Below are 17,691 nucleotides of genomic sequence, written 5' to 3'. Positions count from 1 at the left end.
TTTACGAAATAAGAAATTCGAAATATTAATACAATGAGACTCTTAACTACGTTTATAATTTCAGTAACAATATTTAGCTGCGTGCCTAATAAAATAGACGCAGATTTACTTGTTAAAAATGCAAATATCTACACAGTAGATCAGGACTTTAGTACCGCAAGTTCTTTTGTGGTAACAGATGGGAAAATAGTTGAGATAGGGATAAAACCCGAATTAGAACTTAAATACAACATTGCCAATACTTATGATGCAAAAGGACATACTATTGTGCCAGGGCTAATCGATGCTCATGGTCACGTATTTAATTTGGGAGTTTCAAAACAGTATGTAGACCTAATGGGGACTACTAGTTTTGAGGAGGTATTAGAAAGAGTTGTAGCATTTCAGAAAGAAAAAAAATCCGATTTTATTTTGGGAAGAGGTTGGGATCAAAACGATTGGGAAGTACAAGAGTTTCCTAATAATAAAATGCTAGATTCATTATTCCCAGATACTCCAGTGGCAATAACTCGTGTTGATGGTCACGCATTAGTAGCAAACTCACTTGCATTATCAATGGCAGGAATTACTACTAAAACTAAAATGCCTGGTGGAAGTATTGAAGTTGTAGAAGGGAAACTTACAGGAATAGTAATTGATACGCCAATGGATTTAGTGTATGCTGCAGTTTCTGAGCCAACTCCAGAGTTTATAAAAACAGCTTTGCTAGATGCAGAAGCTGAATGCTTATCTCTTGGTTTAACAACCGTAGATGATGCGGGCCTATCAGTTGAGGTAATTGAGGCTATAGATACAATGCAACAAGAAGACGAGTTGAAACTGCGTATTTATGCTATGGTTAGTAATACGCCAGAAAATTTAAATCATTTTTTAACCAAAGGGATTATTAAAACAGACCGTTTAAATGTGCGTTCTGTAAAAGTATATGCGGATGGAGCTTTAGGTTCTCGCGGAGCCGCTATGCGTGAGCCTTACAGTGATCGTCATAATCATTTTGGAGCAATGATTACAACACAAACCGAATTAAATGACTTAGCACAACGCATTGAAAAAGCAGGTTATCAAATGAATACACATGCTATTGGTGATTCAGCTAATGTAGCAGTACTTCGTGCATATAAAAACACACTAAAAGGTAAAAAGGATATGCGCTGGCGTATTGAGCACGCGCAAATAGTAACACCTGTAGATTTTAAAGATTTTTCTAAAAACATTATTCCTTCAGTACAGCCTACGCACGCAACAAGCGATATGTATTGGGCAGAGGAGCGTGTAGGGAAAGACCGTATTGAAGGTGCTTATGCTTATAAAACATTATTAGATAATGCAGGGATAATAGCTCTAGGAACAGATTTCCCTGTAGAACGCGTAAACCCGATGCACACTTTTTATGCAGCTGTCGCTCGTAAGGATTTAAAGCATTATCCTGAAGGTGGTTTTAGACCTTCGGAAATTTTAAGCAGAGAGGAAGCTTTAAAAGGAATGACTATATGGGCAGCTTACGCAAACTTTGAAGAAAATGAAAAAGGAAGCATCGAAGAAGGAAAATTAGCAGACTTTACGATCTTAAATCAAGATATAATGACAGTTAATGCAGATAGTATTCCTCATACTAAAGTAGTTGCTACATTTATTAATGGAGAAGTAGTCTTTGAGAACACTACTCTTAAAAGTGTTGAGAGAAAAGAAGAGAGAATTAAAGCTACTGATGAAGCGCATTAAAATTTAATTCATTTAAGTATTAAAAACAACAAAGCTCGAAAACTAAGTTTTCGAGCTTTGTTGTTTTAGTTAGAATTACTTGCCACCTTTAGCTTGCAAGTCTGCAATGCAAAGTGGATCTAGGTCTGCAACCTGAGCTCTAGATCTCGCACGCTCCATAATGCGTGTTACATTGTTAGCTTCAAAATACATTAAACAATCTTCAATAATACAGTGCTTTAAGTGATCTAAATCTTCGTGATCACCTCCAGGATGTATGTCATCTTCTTGAATATTTACTAAACCAAATAAATGTCCAAATTCGTGATGCAATGTTGTGGATTCTAATATAGGTAATATTTCAGGCTCGTCTAGAGTAATTTGTTGCAGTGTACGTTCATACACAACCATTGATGTATTTTGGTAAGCTGTACCCAAAGTTACAGAGGTAGAAGTGTCATTTTCTGAACTTCCGTTAGAGAAAAATACATATACAGCTATATCATCACCTACAGTATATTGTGTTCTATTTAAATCTTCAATGTTTCTTATTTCTTCAATAGTAAAAGGAGCATTGGGTTGATTTGAGATTTCAGTTTCTATAAATGTAACTCCATCAGGTTTGTTGACTCTTGCAAGTATAAAATCTTTAAAAGAGTCTATTGATTCTTGCTTAGGTCTATAATTAGGAGCATAAACAAGTTCAACCGTCATACTCTTAAAAGTATCATCACTCAATAACTCTTCAGCTGAAGTGCCTAGCGAGCGTCTATTTTCTGCTTTAGGATCATCAGCATTGTTGTCTGAATCATCGTCTTTACACCCTGTAAATAGGATAATTGATAAAAAAACTAGAAGTATTTTGTGAGGGACGTTAATCATGGTATTATATTTGTCTATTAGCAAATCTAACTCTTTAATCGCATTATGAAAATACGTTTATTCTTTTTAACGATAATTTGCGCCGTTTGTTTTCAAGCAAACGCACAAAATGAATTTCAACAGGAAGTTATTTCCTATTTGACTGTAAATGGTACAGTAAAACAATACAACACAGTCTATGATGATATGATAGACGTACTTAAAAGTCAGTTTTCTGGTGCTAACGTTCCACAAGCTGAATGGGATGCTTTAAGAAATGATAAGCCAAAGGCGGTTAGCCAATTAGTGCGCATGATGTCTTCAGCGTACCGTAAGCACTTTAGTCAGGACGATATAGCTCAAATGTCTAAGTTTTTTGGAAGTCCAGCTGGTGTACAAATGCGTATTAACCCAGACGAATTAGATTCAGATCAACGTCAAGTAGTTGGAAAGTTTTATTCAAGTTCAGTTGCTAGAAAAATTGATGAAGTAAAAATTGATTTAACTACTGATGTATCTCAAATTTCAGAATTTTGGAGTAGAGATTTGTTTAATAGCACAATGAATAGTTTAATTGCTAAAGGTTACTCTCCGCAATAGTTAAACGAGCAAGGTAATCGTAATGATTACCACGTTCTAAAATTTCAAAATTAAAACCGTTTGCAATAGCTGCGGTTTCAAATAAATTTTCATCCAGATAGAGCCAAGAAAACGGTGCGGTCTGGATTTTTTTATACTTCATTGTGAAGGTTAGTTCGCCGTAGTAATGATCACCAGGAACCCAAACTCCTTTAGGTGTATCATTGGCATTCGCCGAAACATTATCTACATTTTCACTTTGTTCTGTTTCATCCTCCTCATACATATATATTAAATCGCTACTGTCAATTAATATTTGACCTGCTTTATTTAATAGTGTTTTTAAATGCATTAAAGCGTCTGAAACATGGGCTAGTTTTCCGAAGATTCCAGTTCCATTCATTAAAAGAAGAAGGGTGTCGAACTTGGCATTTTTTAACTCAAGAACATTTCCGAAGAGTACCTCGTTTACACCTCTTTTTTTTGCAACTTCACAAGCACCTTTTGAAACATCCATTGCTGTAACTTCTAACCCTCTTTTTTGTAATATAAGTGAATGGCTACCAGCGCCACAACCTACATCTAGTGTTTTACCGTTACATTTTTTTAGAGCTGCTTTTTCAATAGTAGGCATTTCCTCGAGGTCACGAAACAAATAAGAAAGTGGTAACACATCATCCTCACTAATGTTTGTGGATGTAATTATATCCTCAGTGTAGTTGCCTAATTGATAGTCTAATAATGCTTGACCTAAAACATCGCTCATAGAATTGATTCTGTTAAAAAAATTACCTTAGTTTTGTACTATGCAAGACATCATTGACGGCTTACCTAAAAAGGCCAAAGATAAACATAAGGATAATAAAAAATATTTTACAAAGCTTAAGAATAGGCCTCCTAAAAATTTAGATACCGTTATGGTAGAATTGCACGATGCTGAGTTTGAAAAAACCGATTGTCTTGAGTGTGCTAATTGTTGTAAAACAACGAGTCCTATTTTTACGACTAAGGATATTACTAGGATTTCAAAACACTTTAGAATAAAAGATCAGCGTTTTATTGAAACATATCTTGCAGTTGATTCAGATAATTTTTTTGTTTTGAAAACGGCTCCGTGTACTTTTTTAGCTGACGATAATACGTGTTCCATTTATGAGGTACGTCCAAAAGCTTGTCAAGAGTTCCCTCACACAAACCGTAGGGATTTTCATAAAATTAGTGAGCTAACATTAAATAACGTAGCTATTTGCCCAGCAGCGTTTAATATTGTAGAGGCTATGAAAAAAACTATAGGACTTGGTAAAAACCCTAAAGGTCAAAAATATAAGTTTAATGGGCGTGACTAGTACAAAAAGTACTGTTGTCTCATTTGGTTGTAGTTTTCTAAACCTTTAAGCCATGTTTTCCTAATCTCACGAGCAGTATATCCTTTTTCAATTTGCTCTTGTAGTTTATTTGTACCTGCAAGTTTTACAAAAAAGTTGTTGAAAAACGTTTTCTTTTTACCGTTTGCAACATAAGCGTCAATAAGCCACTCTAGATTCAGTAATTTTAATTTTGGTGTTTGTCTTAAATCTAAGCCATTACAAGTTTCTCCTTTAAACTTAGGGTATTTAGCACCTTCGTTTGCTTGAGGTGTGTATTGATAGTTATATATTTTAGATGGTAAACTTGGCGCTCCAAAAACTTGGAACTGCGTCTCTGTTCCTCTTCCAGCACTTACAATTGTACCTTCAAAAAAGCACAGGCTAGGGTATAGGTTTATAGCTACGTCATTAGGTAAATTTGGGGATGGCTTAATAGGAAGCGAATATTCCATTTCGCGATTGTATTGCTTCATTTTAATAACGGTTAAATCACATTTAACACTATTTTTTAACCAGCCTTCACCATTAATCATTTGTGCGTATTCTCCTATAGTCATTCCATGTACAACAGGAATTGGGTGCATACCTACAAAGCTAGCGTGTTCTCTTTCTAAAATAGGACCATCTATATAATGGCCGTTTGGATTAGGTCGATCTAAAACGATTACTGGAATACCTGCTTCTGCACAAGCTTCCATTACATAATGTAAACTAGATATATATGTGTAAAATCTAGCGCCCACATCTTGAATATCAAATACCATTATGTCAATATCTTTCAACTGCTCTTGAGTTGGCTTTTTGTTTTTTCCGTAAAGCGAAACTATTGGTATTCCTGTTTTTACATCAACTCCATCTTTTACAATTTCGCCAGCGTCTGCTTTTCCTCTAAAGCCGTGTTCTGGTGCAAAAACTTTAACAACTTGGTTGTCAAACTCCATTATAAAATCTACTAAGTGATTGTCAACAATACGACGCTCGTCTGTGTAATCTAGAGAATCGTTCACTATAGAAGTTTGATTTGCAACAATTCCTACTTTCTTTCCTTTTAACAAAGGCATATATGCAGTAAATTGATTAGCTCCAGTACGAATAGTGTTTTTATCTTCTATAAAAGTTCGGCCTACACGTTTAGTGGTATCATTTGGTTTATTATTAAAAACAATATTTGTGTTTATTTCGGTAGTAGTTGATGAGGTTTGTTCTGCAATAGTTTTTTGATTTGAAATCGATGTTTGCTCATTAAGGGGTGTCGATGTGCTATTTCCACACGAAAACAAACTCAACAACGTTATAAATACTGTATTTTTGAAAAAAGCTAAGACCATATATTTCTGTGAATTTTGAATATTTTATAGCCCGCCGTATTGTTGCGAGCAAAGATTATAAAAGTAGTATTTCGGCACCAATAATAAAAATTGCTATTGTAGCAATTGCATTGGGTATGGTGATGATGCTCATCTCGATTGCAACAGGTTTTGGACTTCAAAAAAAGGTGCGCGAAAAAGTGTCAGCATTCAATGGTGATATTATTATTACCAATTTTGATACCAACTTTTCAGACGACTCCCAAATACCAATTTCTAAACAACAGGACTTTTATCCCGATTTTACTATTTCGGATAATGTTACCAATATACAAGTTACTGCTTCTAAAACGGCAGTGATTAGAACCGAAACTGATTTTGAAGGTATTATTGTGAAAGGGGTAGGTGATGATTATGATTGGAAATTCTTCGAAGAATTTTTAGTAGAAGGTGCTTTGCCAGATTTTAAAACCAAAGCTTTAGGTTCCGAAATTTTAATTTCGTCATTTCTTGCTAATAGATTACATATTGGGTTAGGAGATAAAGTACTTACGTATTTTTTTGATTCGACAAGTGAAAAGGGTCCAAGAACAAGAGGTTTTAATGTGGTTGGGATTTATAATAGTGGTTTTCAGGATTTTGATGCACAGTTTATAGTTGCGGATATTCGGCATATTCAAAAACTTAATAAATGGGATGATGATCAAATAGGAGCCTTTGAAGTTTTTGTAGATGATTTTGAAAAAATAGACGCCATAAATAATACCATTTACGATAATATAGGGAGCGAATTAGATACTCAAACTATTAGAGGAAAGTACTATTCTATTTTTGAGTGGATGGATTTGTTTGATTTTAATATTGCTTTGATTATTGTGATGATGATTATTGTTTCTGGCTTTAATATGATTACTGCTTTGTTAGTGTTAATACTAGAGAGAACGCAGATGATTGGGATTTTAAAAGCGATGGGTAGTAACGATTGGAGTGTTCGTAAAATATTTATTTATAATGCATTGTATTTAGTTGTTGTAGGTTTGTTTTGGGGAAACTTAATTGGGATTGGTCTTCTTGTCATACAGGATACTTTTAATCTTTTTCCGTTAAATCCAGATACTTATTATGTAGACCAAGCACCGGTCTATTTACATTGGAGTTATATTGTCGCGCTTAACGTGGGGACATTTGTGTTGTGTTTTTTAATTCTATTAATTCCTAGTTATATTATTTCTAAAATTAGCCCAGTTCGAGCGATTAGGTTTGAGTAGGTTTTTTATTACTCAACCAAACGATGGTTTTACTAATTGTTTATTTCATATTAATAGTGATAGCAATATATTTAAATATGAAAAAATATCTAATATTCTTTTTATTAATTTCCTTTCCAATTTGGTCTCAAAGGGAATTAGTTAATTTTGAAATAATTGAAGAAAATATAGAGCGAGAGGTTTTGTCTAAGTTTCTATGGGAATTACCAAATTACACTCATCTTGATAATGAAATTAAAGGTTTTGATAAACCTGAAAATATCATTAATCGTGTTAAACGAAATTTACAGAGTTATAAAAATAATGATAGTATTTGTAGATACAGTAATAATATAGAACAGCTACGCATAGCGTGTCAAATTAGTGAAGGTTTATCTGATTTTGCTAATTTATTTACAGAAGAAGATTTTAATTACTTAAAAGAAACTTATTCTGTTGAAAGCAAAACTCGTGCCTTAGATGTTGATTCATACATTAAAAAGGGGTTCATATTAAAAAAACATTCAAAGGAGTACTACAATGAGAAGAAGAAACAAAAATCTTTTACAACAAATATATTTGAAGGATATCCAAGTGTAGTAATCTATGATATTTATTATACCGAAAATAAAGAAATAGCAATTATAATTTACGGTTATAATCATACACATGGAATGCCAGGTTATTTCATTCTCCAAAATGTGAGAGGAATTTATTGGCGAATTATCAGTAAGACTAATTTTAAAAAATAATTTTTTATATTCTTTGAATCTTTGAAGGCTTACAACAATTTAGTTGCAAGCCTTTTTTGTATCAAGTACCTTTGCAGCTCATTAAAAGATATACATGGAATACGCTGAAAATATACTTGGAACCATAGGAAATACTCCTTTAGTAAAAATCAATAAACTTGCTGAAGGCATTCCTGCATTGGTACTTGCAAAGTATGAAACTTTTAATCCTGGAAATTCTACAAAGGATAGAATGGCATTAAAAATGGTTGAAGATGCAGAGGCAGATGGAAGATTGCAACCTGGAGGGACTATTATAGAAGGTACAAGTGGTAACACAGGTATGGGTCTAGCGCTTGCTGCTATTATTAAAGGCTATAAAATGATTTGCGTGCTTAGTGATAAGCAGAGTAAAGAAAAAATGGACATCCTTCGTGCAGTAGGGTCTAAAGTGGTTGTTTGTCCTACGAATGTTGAGCCAGACGATCCACGCTCATATTATTCAACTTCGGCAAGATTAGCGAAAGAAACTCCTAATAGCTGGTATGTTAATCAATATGATAACCCAAGTAATGCAGCAGCACATTACGAAAGCACAGGTCCTGAAATTTGGAAACAAACTGATGGTAAAGTAACGCATTTTGTAGTAGGTGTTGGAACAGGAGGAACTATTAGTGGTGTAGGTAAATACTTAAAAGAACAAAACCCGAATATTAAAATTTGGGGAATTGATACCTACGGAAGTGTATTTAAGAAATACCATGAAACAGGAATTTTTGACGAAAACGAAATCTATCCATACGTAACTGAAGGTATTGGGGAAGATATACTTCCTAAAAACGTTGATTTTTCTGTAATTGACGGTTTTACTAAAGTTACTGATAAGGATGCTGCAATCTGGACACAAAAATTATCTAAGACTGAAGGTATGTTCTTAGGAAATAGTGCGGGTTCTGCAATGAAAGGAATTCATCAATTAAAAGAGCATTTTACAAAGGATGATGTAGTTGTGGTTTTATTCCATGATCACGGAAGTCGTTACGTAGGTAAAATGTATAACGATGAGTGGATGAAGCAAATGGGTTATGTGGAAGAAGAAGTAACTATTGCGGCAGATTTAATTAAAAATCATATCGATAAGCCTTTAGTAACAGTTAAAACTGAAGAGTTAGTTTTACACGCTATTGAGAGAATGAAGCATTTTAAAATTTCTCAAATCCCTGTGGAAGATATTACAGGAATTGTTGGGTCACTTGATGAAACTGATTTGCTTAGAAAATTTATAGATAATAAAGACATTGCAAATCTACCTATTAGAGAAGTAATGGGGGCACCATTCTCAATTGTTCAAAAAAACACTAGCATCGAAGATGTTTCTAAGCTAATTGACAAAGACAGAAATGCTGTTTTAGTTGATCTTGAAGATGGTAAATATCATATAATTACAAAGCACGATATCATTAGCGCATTGTAATAACTATTAAAAATAATGAAAACTCTCTTTGTTTAATCAAGGGGAGTTTTTTTATGCGCATATATTTCAAAAATGAATTGCGCTTCAAATTTTACTATCTTTATAACATTGTAAGCTCCCCGCAAACAGCTTTTTATGAAAGAAGATTTTCTGCATTATGTGTGGAAGTTTCAAAAGTTTACAACGCCTACACTCCTTACCGTAGATGAAAAACCAATTCAAATTTTTAAAACTGGCCAACATAACTATCTTGCTGGTCCTGACTTTTTTGACGGCCGTATAAGTATTGGTAACCAAAAGTGGGCAGGTAATATTGAAATACATATTAACTCTAGCGATTGGTATGCCCATAGCCACGAGAAAGATATAGCTTACGACAATGTAATACTACACGTTGTTTTTAATCACGATGTCGAAATTTATAGAAAAGACCATACAATAATTCCAACCTTAGAATTAAAAAATTATATCCCTTCGGAAATATTACAGAATTATAACGCGTTATTTTCTAAGAATAAAAAGTTCATTAATTGCGAACAGCGTTTTACTGAGGTAGATTCTTTAATAGTAGAGAATTGGGTAGAACGTTTATTTATTGAAAGACTTGAGCTCAAAAGTGGCTTACTTCAATCGCGGTTAGCTGTACTTCAAAACCATTGGGAAGCATTACTGTTTGAAATGCTGTGTAAAAACTTTGGGTCTAAAGTAAACGGAGCTTCTTTTTTAAGCATAGCGCAATCTGTGACTTTTCATGTGATACAAAAGTGTAGGCATTCTCCACTAATGTTAGAGACTTTGTTATTAGGACAATCAGGTCTTTTGGACAGTGATATTAATGATTCATATTTTAAAGCACAGAAAAAGGAATATGCCTTTTTAAAACAAAAATTTCAACTTGATATTAGTTCGGTTATAAAACCTCAATTTTTCAGACTTCGTCCCCCAAATTTTCCTACAATTCGCTTATCGCAATTGGCTTCTTTGTATAGTTCAACGCCACAGTTATTTTCTAAAGTAAGCACGATTAAAAGTATAGAAGAATTAATTTCAATTTTTAAAATTTCGGCATTGCCTTATTGGGAATCGCATTACAATTACGGTGTTGCTTCTAAAAAAAGCTCTCGAAAATTAACACCTAATTTTATCCACTTGTTAATCATTAACACCATAATACCATTACAATTTGCTTTTCAGAAATTTATAGGTATTGAAGATTCGGAGCGGTTATTTGAGTTAGCACAACAGCTTCCTAGCGAGAAAAATAGCATTATTGAAAAATTTAATAAACTAAAACCAATTGCTAAAACCGCGTTGGAAAGTCAGGCTCTGCTTCAATTAAAGACAAGCTATTGCGATAAGTTACGCTGTTTAGAGTGTGCAATAGGAAATCAATTACTAAAGCACTAATAGGTGTTAATTATACTTTTTGATTACCCCTTAATGTTGTATTTTGCATGCTATGTTACAATGGGTTTATAATGTGCGACATTACTTTGAACGACACGGCTATTATGTTTGTGCACGTCTAGCAGATCGATTAGGTATGCGAGCAAAAAGTGTGAGGTTGTTTTTTATCTACGTATCCTTTGCAACATTAGGAGTGTGGTTTGCTATTTATCTTACACTTGCATTCTGGTTAAAATTAAAAGATTTAGTCTATACTAAACGAACATCAGTTTTTGATTTATGAGTAGGTTTTTCCCATCTAAAATAGTTGGTGCTATTTATTTGTTACTTCTGGTATTTGTTACAGGTGTTTTTGGCTACCGTTTTATATCAGATTATACTTGGATAGATGCATTTTACATGACAGTTATTACTGTTACTACTGTAGGTTTTGGTGAAGTCCAAACGCTAAATGATGTAGATAAAATTTTTACATCAATACTAATTATCTCTAGCGTATTTATTTTTGCTTATGCCATTACATTAATAACAGAATATATTTTAAGTAAAAATAATATTGGTAACCTTAGAGAAAAAAGAGTGCATAAAATGATAGAAAATTTAAAAGGTCACGTTATTGTTTGTGGTTATGGTCGTAATGGAAAGCAGGCTGTTCAAAAATTATTAGATTATAAACAACAGTTTGTAATTATAGAAAGTGATCAAGAAGTCGCAGAAAAGTTATCTGAAGAAAATTTATTATTCGTTCTAGGTAATGCCAATGAAGATGAAGTTTTATTAAACGCAGGGATTGAGCGTGCAAGCACTTTGATTTGCGCTTTGCCAAGTGATGCGGATAACCTTTTTATAGTTCTGTCTGCTAGACAAATAAATCCAAAATTAAAAATTATAAGTCGTGCTGCTGAAGAGACAAGTTATCGTAAAATGAAGCTTGCTGGAGCAGATAATGTAATTCTTCCAGCTAAAATAGGAGGAGATCACATGGCTTCATTGGTTGTCGTTCCAGATTTAATTGAATTTCTAGATAATTTATCGGTTTCAGGTAATGAAGATAGTATAAATGTGGAGCAAGTAGGATTTGAAAATGTTTGCCCTTCTGGTGAAGAACGCGCTATAAGTGATCTTGATGTTCGCCAAAGAACAGGCTGTTCTATAATAGGTTATAAATCTCCAAGCGGCGAATATATTGTAAATCCTGAGCCGTCATTGGTACTTGAAAAGGGTTCTAAACTAATTTTAATAGGCCGTCCTACACAAATTGAAAGCCTTAAAAATTTGTACAACGTTTAGTTTTTCGTTAACATTTTAACGGCTAATAATTTGAAAAACTCATTTTTTTTAGCATCTTGCTAGCTATATTAATCAAAACTAGAATAAAAGATTATGAAGAGATTTCTTCTTTCCTTATTAACAATTGTCTTACCATTAGTTTCATTTGCCCAAGAAGCGCAAGAATTAGGTATGGATCAAAAAATAGATCGGGCCTTTGGAAATGCTACAGGCTGGTTTGTAGAATTTATATTTTATCAAATTCCTTTTACAGACGAGATAAGCATTTACTGGGTGTTGTTTCCGTTAATTTTAGGAGCGATGTACTTCACAGTTTATTTTAATTTTATAAACTTCCGTGGTTTTTTTACATCTATCAATATTGTTAGAGGAAAACACGACCACGTAGAAGGACATGAAAATCACTTCGTTGAAGTGTCAGATGCAGTACATAAAAATGCAGAAGGAGATAATCCAGATACTATAAGGGTCGAAGGTCATGAAGGTGAGGTTTCTCACTTCCAGGCGTTAACAGCAGCATTATCTGCTACAGTTGGTTTAGGAAACATTGCGGGAGTTGCAATTGCAGTTTCAATTGGTGGAGCTGGAGCGACATTCTGGATGATAATCGCAGGATTTTTAGGAATGGCATCTAAGTTTGTTGAATGTACACTAGGAGTTAAATATCGTGATATCGCTGCAGATGGAACTGTATATGGAGGTCCTATGTATTACTTAACAAAAGGATTGAAAGAAAAAGGAATGGGCGGATTAGGAAAGGTGCTAGCAGCACTTTTTGCAATTTTCGTTATTGGTGGATCTTTTGGTGGTGGAAACATGTTCCAAGTAAATCAAGCATTTCAATTAGTGGAAAATATAACTGGAGGAGATCAATCATTTTTACATGATAGAGGATGGATGTTCGGTATTGTAATGGCAGTATTAGTAGGTATTGTGATTATTGGTGGTATCAAGAAAATCGCTAAAGTAACTGATAAAATTGTACCATTTATGGTTGTAATTTATGTTGCTGCATCGTTATTTGTTTTAATAGCAAAATATGATTTAATTGGAGATGCATTTGGACAAATCTGGGATGGAGCTTTTAGTCCAACAGGTATTGCCGGTGGTGCTGTAGGGGTGTTGATTCAAGGGTTTAGACGTGCAGCTTTCTCTAACGAAGCTGGTATAGGTTCTTCATCAATAGCACACTCTGCTGTAAAAACTAAATATGCTGCAAGTGAAGGTATGGTTGCTTTATTAGAGCCATTTATTGACACAGTAGTAGTTTGTACAATGACCGCTTTAGTATTGATTATTACAGGATCATTAACAGGTACAGGACCTGCAAACGATGCAGAAGCAATTTTAATGACATCAGGAGCATTTGAAAGTGTTATTTCTTGGTTCCCATACGTATTAACAATTGCAGTTGTGTTATTTGCATTTAGTACAATGATTTCTTGGTCTTATTATGGTTTCCAAGGTTGGGCTTACCTATTTGGTCGCTCAAAGAAAATGGAATATGCTTACAAATTTTTATTCTGTGTATTCGTTGTAATTGGTGCAGCAGCAAGTTTAGGGTCTGTAATTGGCTTCTCTGATGCAATGATTTTCGCTATGATGGTTCCTAACATGATTGGACTTGTATTACTTGCTCCAAAAGTGAAAGAAGAATTGAAAAAATATATGACAGCGATCAAGAAAAAATAAGCTGTAAAATAAGCTGAAATTTTAATGCCTTATAGACTCCCCGATGATGCTTAATCCGGAGTCCTATGGAAAATTTTAAATCCCACCTATTGTTCAATAAAGAACAACAAGGTGGGATATTGCTTTTAGCCTTATTGATACTTGGAAGCATTTTGTTTCTGTTATTCAATAACCCCGAACCCAAAATTGTTTTTGATTCCAGCTCTGCTGAAATTTTAAAACATCAAGCTTCGATAGATTCATTAAAACTGATAGCTCTCGAAAAAAGAAAACCCAAAATATATCCTTTCAATCCTAATTTTATAACAGATTATAAGGCCTACACGTTAGGAATGACAACAGAACAATTTAATCGTCTATCAAATTTCCGAAGTAAAGATCAATGGATAAATAGTATAGCAGATTTTAAACGTGTGACTAAAGTGTCAGATTCAGTGCTTGATAAAATAAGTCCATATTTTAAATTTCCAGATTGGGTGACGCATCCGAAACCTCGAAAACAATACCCAACTCAGTTTACTAAAAAGGCAACTGTTGTAAAAAGTTTTGATCAAAAAATAGATTTAAATGAAGCTACGGCAGACCAGCTTCAGGCAGTTAGAGGTATAGGGCCAGCTTTAAGTGCTCGAATTATTAAAGATCGAAAAAGATTAGATGGCTTCAGTACAGATGATCAGCTTTATGGAGTTTGGGGTATTGATGCGGAAGTAGTCGTTAGGGTGTTAGGGCAATTTACCGTTAAAACTCCTAAAGAGATTCTAAAAATTCAAATTAATACAGCTTCCGCTTCAGATATAGCTACGATTCCAGGTGTGTCCTTCGATTTGGCAACTGAAATATGGGAATATAGAACCTTAAGAGAGCGAATTAATAATCTAGAGGAACTTCGTAAAATAGACGGTGTTAATGATTCAAAATTTAAGCTATTTCAATTATATTTGAGCGTTGAATAATCTTCATTATATAGTAAGATTATCGATATAATATTAAGGATATATCAATTATAGCATATGTATTTTACAGAAGAACACGATTTTTTTAGAAAGAGTTTTCAAGATTTCTTGAAAAAAGAAGTAGTCCCACACATTGAAAAATGGGAAGAAACAGGAACGATTGATCGTTTTATTTGGGAGAAGTTTGGAGAGATGGGATACTTTGGTTTAGCAACTCCAGAAGAATATGGTGGTTTAGGACTTGATGTTTTTTATACAATTATATTTATTGAAGAATTGCAGAAAATAAGTAGTGCAGGTTTTGCAGCTGCTATGTGGGCGCATGAATATCTTGCAATGACGCATCTAAATAAAGAAGCTAACCACGAACAAAAATTAAAATATTTAGCTCCAAGTGTGACAGGAGAAAAAATAGGATGTCTTTGTATCACAGAACCTTTTGGTGGGAGTGATGTAGGAGGTATGCGTACAACTGCTGTGAAAAAAGGAGATAGCTATATTATTAATGGATCTAAAACATTCATTACAAATGGTGTTTATAGTGATTACTTAATTGTTTGTGCTAAAACAGCACCAGAATTAGGAAATAAAGGGATTAGTATTTTTGTGATGGATCGTGATACTCCAGGTATTTCGGCTACAAAACTAGATAAGCTAGGATGGAGAGCAAGTGATACAGCTGAGATTGCATTTGACAATGTTGAGATTCCTGCAGCTAATTTAATGGGTGAAGAGAATAAAGGTTTTCCTTACATTATGCAGCATTTTGCTTTAGAGCGTTTAATAATGGGTGTTAATGCACACGCTCGTAGTGAATGGGCATTAGATTATACCATTGAATATATGAAAGAGCGTCACGCTTTTGGGAAATCAATTTCTAAATTTCAAGCATTACGTCATAGAATAGCAGAATTAGCTAGTGAAGTTGAAATGGCTAAAACATTTAATTATGTTACCGCTAAAAGGCTAGATGATGGTGAGTATGTTGTGAAAGAAGCTACAATGTCTAAGTTACTTTCAACTAAAATAGCAGATAAAGTTGCTTATGACTGTGTGCAATTTTTAGGTGGATATGGATATATGGAAGAATACCCAATGGCACGGAATTTAAGAGATAGCCGTTTAGGACCAATAGGTGGTGGTACTTCTGAAATATTAAAAGAAATTATTGCTAAAATGGTAATAGAAGAGGTTAGCTACAAACCAGCAACTTAATCAAGTTCTATTTTTCGGCACATTATTCGCTAAGTTTGTATTTAATAACTAAAAGTCAAAAATTTTGAAAAATACGTTTTTAAAAGGATTACTAGCGAGTACATTATTTATACTCGCATTTTCTGCAACCGCTCAAATTGAGATAAAAAGTAAGATTATAGATTTTACTTCTTTCGAGCCTGTTGAAAGTGCGAGTATTTATGTTCAAAATAGTACTGTAGGAACCATTAGTAATGTTGATGGGAAATTTGTGTTACTTGTTCCTAGAGAATTAGAGAATGATACTTTGATTATATCGTCTATTGGGTATAAAAGTTTTAAAACTGTAGTAAAAGACTTCGATGCTACTATGGATGTAATTCTTGAGGAAGATATCGCTTCGCTAGACGAGGTTTTGCTTATTGTTGAAAATAGGCCAAAAACAGGAAACGACATTGTTTTAAAAGCAATTGAAGAAATAGGAGAGAACTTACCAGAACAACCTTATATGATGAAAGGTTTTCTTCGTCATAAAGAAAAAAATACTACGGAGTATAAATGGTTAGTGGAAAGTGCGATTACGTTATATGATGATAGTTATGCCTCTGGAGCGAAGAAAAACTTACGTATTAACGTAGACGAGACCCGTAAAAGTTATGATTTGCGAGATGTAGATAGTTTGTTTGCGTACACGGCTTATTTAAAGAAACGAACTCGGAATAAAAAATTACGCAAAAGCAATCTTCGAAGAGATACTATTTCAACGTCATCTTTAGTAAATGCTATTCGCTGGAATGATGAACGCGTAAATGGTGTTGGAAATCTTTTAAAAGGTCGTCTCAATTTAGTGCGAAACGCTAACGACAGAAATGCATTGTTTGGAGAAGATATATTAGAGAAGCACCAGTTTAAGCTAGACACCGTTTTAGTAGAGAACGATAAAAAGCTTTATAAAATTAAAATAGGAAAGAGCAAAGATTTTGTAGGTTTAAATACCGAAGATATCTATAACGAGGGTTTTGAAGCTGAAGGGTGGATGTACATAGACTGGGAGACATATGCTATTAAGAAAGTTGAATATCAGCTTATTGCAGCTTCAGATGTTCAGAAAAGGCGAAGTAAAAGTCTTTTTGGTACAACGCTCAATCATAAACTTGTGATTTCCTATTTGCAATACAATGATAGAATGTACCCTAAATATATCTATTATGAAACGCCAAAACTTGTAAATGCAGGTGACAGATCATCAGACCAAGTGGACAAGGATGGAAACCCAACGCAAGACAAAACCGAGTTTTATTACAATACCGTTCAAGAAATTGTTTTTACTGAAATCATAGAAGATCCAGAAACTCTTACGGAAGCATTAACGAAAAAATGGGATGAAGATATCTTTTCTCCACGTCCATATCACAAAGAATTTTGGGAAGACTATAATGTTTTGTTAGAAAGTGATGAAGAAGATAAATTAATTCGTGATTTGAGTCAGCGGGTTTCACTTTATAAGCAATAGCGGGAGGATTTAATTTAGGTTATTAAGAAAAGCAAATTGATTTTTTTTGTCTTTTACATTAATTTCTAATATGGTGTCAATTTTTTTGTTAGTTAAAACGATGGCTTTTGTTTTTTGAAAAAATGGATCTTTAAATTTTTTTCTAATAACATTACTTTTTGGAGTTTCAAACATAGAAATGTCTACTTGTAAGCCTTTTGCATTGATTATAAAAAGTGCTGTGCTGTCTTTTAAGTTTTGTTCCATAAATAATGCAAATTCCTTATTGCAAGTTGGGCATTCTTTTTCTGTAAGTATGTAGACCCTTTTTGTGTCTTTGGTAACAGCTAAGTCCACATTATTAAATAGAATACTCTCTTCTTTTTTGTAACCCAT

The 17,691-nt window shown here is 33.7% G+C and carries 17 protein-coding genes; 13 read left to right on the top strand and 4 right to left on the bottom strand.

Features of this window, described 5'->3' with window-relative positions; genetic code table 11:
- The first annotated feature begins 33 nt into the window (after positions 1 to 33).
- Positions 34 to 1,722: an amidohydrolase gene (locus tag GBH57_RS10155; RefSeq protein ID WP_151674390.1), complete on the top strand. Its 1,689-nt coding sequence runs from the start codon at positions 34 to 36 to the stop codon at positions 1,720 to 1,722.
- Positions 1,723 to 1,797: 75 nt separating this feature from the next.
- Here GBH57_RS10155 and GBH57_RS10150 read toward each other — a convergent pair whose 3' ends face one another.
- Positions 1,798 to 2,583 carry a zinc metalloprotease gene (locus tag GBH57_RS10150; protein WP_151674389.1) on the bottom strand — a complete coding sequence of 262 codons (786 nt, stop codon included), beginning with the start codon at positions 2,581 to 2,583 and terminating at the stop codon, positions 1,798 to 1,800.
- 45 nt (positions 2,584 to 2,628) lie between these two features.
- Here GBH57_RS10150 and GBH57_RS10145 point away from each other — a divergent pair, with 45 nt between their 5' ends.
- Entirely contained in the window at positions 2,629 to 3,162 is a 534-nt protein-coding gene (locus tag GBH57_RS10145) for a DUF2059 domain-containing protein (protein WP_151674388.1), read from the top strand.
- Here the strand turns inward: GBH57_RS10145 and GBH57_RS10140 are convergent.
- A complete protein-coding gene (locus GBH57_RS10140; protein WP_151674387.1) occupies positions 3,140 to 3,907 on the bottom strand; it encodes a class I SAM-dependent methyltransferase in 768 nt (255 codons plus the stop codon). The two genes, GBH57_RS10145 and GBH57_RS10140, sit on opposite strands and share 23 nt — an antisense overlap.
- Positions 3,908 to 3,947: 40 nt before the next feature.
- Here GBH57_RS10140 and GBH57_RS10135 point away from each other — a divergent pair, with 40 nt between their 5' ends.
- Entirely contained in the window at positions 3,948 to 4,487 is a 540-nt protein-coding gene (locus GBH57_RS10135; protein ID WP_151674386.1) for a YkgJ family cysteine cluster protein, read from the top strand.
- Here GBH57_RS10135 and GBH57_RS10130 read toward each other — a convergent pair.
- On the bottom strand, positions 4,484 to 5,836 hold the full coding sequence (locus GBH57_RS10130; protein ID WP_151674385.1) for an exo-beta-N-acetylmuramidase NamZ family protein: 1,353 nt from the start codon (positions 5,834 to 5,836) through the stop codon (positions 4,484 to 4,486). The genes GBH57_RS10135 and GBH57_RS10130 overlap by 4 nt on opposite strands.
- 8 nt (positions 5,837 to 5,844) lie before the next feature.
- Between GBH57_RS10130 and GBH57_RS10125 the strand changes: the two genes are divergently transcribed.
- The 10 genes from GBH57_RS10125 to GBH57_RS10080 all read left to right on the top strand — a co-directional run bounded on the left by GBH57_RS10125 (position 5,845) and on the right by GBH57_RS10080 (position 17,316).
- Positions 5,845 to 7,083 carry an ABC transporter permease gene (locus GBH57_RS10125; RefSeq protein WP_151674384.1) on the top strand — a complete coding sequence of 413 codons (1,239 nt, stop codon included), beginning with the start codon at positions 5,845 to 5,847 and terminating at the stop codon, positions 7,081 to 7,083.
- A gap of 77 nt (positions 7,084 to 7,160) precedes the next feature.
- Positions 7,161 to 7,814, top strand: a complete 654-nt coding sequence (locus GBH57_RS10120; RefSeq protein WP_151674383.1) for a hypothetical protein — start codon at positions 7,161 to 7,163, stop codon at positions 7,812 to 7,814.
- A 94-nt stretch (positions 7,815 to 7,908) separates the two neighbouring features.
- A complete protein-coding gene (locus GBH57_RS10115) occupies positions 7,909 to 9,267 on the top strand; it encodes a pyridoxal-phosphate dependent enzyme (RefSeq protein WP_151674382.1) in 1,359 nt (452 codons plus the stop codon).
- A 135-nt stretch (positions 9,268 to 9,402) separates the two neighbouring features.
- Positions 9,403 to 10,674 (top strand): DUF2851 family protein, encoded by a 1,272-nt coding sequence (locus GBH57_RS10110; protein ID WP_151674381.1) that lies wholly within the window; start codon positions 9,403 to 9,405, stop codon positions 10,672 to 10,674.
- A gap of 52 nt (positions 10,675 to 10,726) precedes the next feature.
- Positions 10,727 to 10,957, top strand: a complete 231-nt coding sequence (locus tag GBH57_RS16240; RefSeq protein WP_151674380.1) for a PspC domain-containing protein — start codon at positions 10,727 to 10,729, stop codon at positions 10,955 to 10,957.
- Entirely contained in the window at positions 10,954 to 11,964 is a 1,011-nt protein-coding gene (locus tag GBH57_RS10100) for a potassium channel family protein (RefSeq protein ID WP_151674379.1), read from the top strand. The genes GBH57_RS16240 and GBH57_RS10100 overlap by 4 nt, the downstream gene beginning before the upstream one ends.
- 93 nt (positions 11,965 to 12,057) lie before the next feature.
- A complete protein-coding gene (locus GBH57_RS10095; protein ID WP_151674378.1) occupies positions 12,058 to 13,656 on the top strand; it encodes an alanine/glycine:cation symporter family protein in 1,599 nt (532 codons plus the stop codon).
- Between the two features lie 65 nt (positions 13,657 to 13,721).
- A complete protein-coding gene (locus GBH57_RS10090) occupies positions 13,722 to 14,609 on the top strand; it encodes a ComEA family DNA-binding protein (RefSeq protein ID WP_151674377.1) in 888 nt (295 codons plus the stop codon).
- Positions 14,610 to 14,666: 57 nt separating this feature from the next.
- The gene (locus GBH57_RS10085) at positions 14,667 to 15,824 is read left to right on the top strand and encodes an acyl-CoA dehydrogenase family protein (RefSeq protein WP_151674376.1); all 1,158 of its coding nucleotides are present in this window, start codon (positions 14,667 to 14,669) and stop codon (positions 15,822 to 15,824) included.
- Between the two features lie 64 nt (positions 15,825 to 15,888).
- A complete protein-coding gene (locus GBH57_RS10080; protein WP_151674375.1) occupies positions 15,889 to 17,316 on the top strand; it encodes a carboxypeptidase-like regulatory domain-containing protein in 1,428 nt (475 codons plus the stop codon).
- Between the two features lie 9 nt (positions 17,317 to 17,325).
- Here GBH57_RS10080 and GBH57_RS10075 read toward each other — a convergent pair whose 3' ends face one another.
- A complete protein-coding gene (locus GBH57_RS10075; protein ID WP_151674374.1) occupies positions 17,326 to 17,691 on the bottom strand; it encodes a hypothetical protein in 366 nt (121 codons plus the stop codon).

The sequence above is a fragment of the Patiriisocius marinus genome (genome assembly GCF_008974325.1).
GTDB classification, from domain to species: domain Bacteria; phylum Bacteroidota; class Bacteroidia; order Flavobacteriales; family Flavobacteriaceae; genus Patiriisocius; species Patiriisocius marinus.
The sequence above is the reverse complement of the archived record's forward strand: the minus strand, read 5'-3'. Positions and strand labels throughout refer to the sequence as shown.

Excerpts from the sequence above, each read along its gene's own strand:
- GBH57_RS10155 (WP_151674390.1), top strand. The coding sequence starts at position 34 with ATGAGACTCTTAACTACGTTTATAATTTCAGTAACAATATTTAGCTGC.
- GBH57_RS10150 (WP_151674389.1), bottom strand. The coding sequence starts at position 2,583 with ATGATTAACGTCCCTCACAAAATACTTCTAGTTTTTTTATCAATTATC.
- GBH57_RS10145 (WP_151674388.1), top strand. The coding sequence starts at position 2,629 with ATGAAAATACGTTTATTCTTTTTAACGATAATTTGCGCCGTTTGTTTT.
- GBH57_RS10140 (WP_151674387.1), bottom strand. The coding sequence starts at position 3,907 with ATGAGCGATGTTTTAGGTCAAGCATTATTAGACTATCAATTAGGCAAC.
- GBH57_RS10135 (WP_151674386.1), top strand. The coding sequence starts at position 3,948 with ATGCAAGACATCATTGACGGCTTACCTAAAAAGGCCAAAGATAAACAT.
- GBH57_RS10130 (WP_151674385.1), bottom strand. The coding sequence starts at position 5,836 with ATGGTCTTAGCTTTTTTCAAAAATACAGTATTTATAACGTTGTTGAGT.
- GBH57_RS10120 (WP_151674383.1), top strand. The coding sequence starts at position 7,161 with ATGAAAAAATATCTAATATTCTTTTTATTAATTTCCTTTCCAATTTGG.
- GBH57_RS10115 (WP_151674382.1), top strand. The coding sequence starts at position 7,909 with ATGGAATACGCTGAAAATATACTTGGAACCATAGGAAATACTCCTTTA.
- GBH57_RS10110 (WP_151674381.1), top strand. The coding sequence starts at position 9,403 with ATGAAAGAAGATTTTCTGCATTATGTGTGGAAGTTTCAAAAGTTTACA.
- GBH57_RS16240 (WP_151674380.1), top strand. The coding sequence starts at position 10,727 with ATGTTACAATGGGTTTATAATGTGCGACATTACTTTGAACGACACGGC.
- GBH57_RS10100 (WP_151674379.1), top strand. The coding sequence starts at position 10,954 with ATGAGTAGGTTTTTCCCATCTAAAATAGTTGGTGCTATTTATTTGTTA.
- GBH57_RS10095 (WP_151674378.1), top strand. The coding sequence starts at position 12,058 with ATGAAGAGATTTCTTCTTTCCTTATTAACAATTGTCTTACCATTAGTT.
- GBH57_RS10090 (WP_151674377.1), top strand. The coding sequence starts at position 13,722 with ATGGAAAATTTTAAATCCCACCTATTGTTCAATAAAGAACAACAAGGT.
- GBH57_RS10085 (WP_151674376.1), top strand. The coding sequence starts at position 14,667 with ATGTATTTTACAGAAGAACACGATTTTTTTAGAAAGAGTTTTCAAGAT.
- GBH57_RS10075 (WP_151674374.1), bottom strand. The coding sequence starts at position 17,691 with ATGGGTTACAAAAAAGAAGAGAGTATTCTATTTAATAATGTGGACTTA.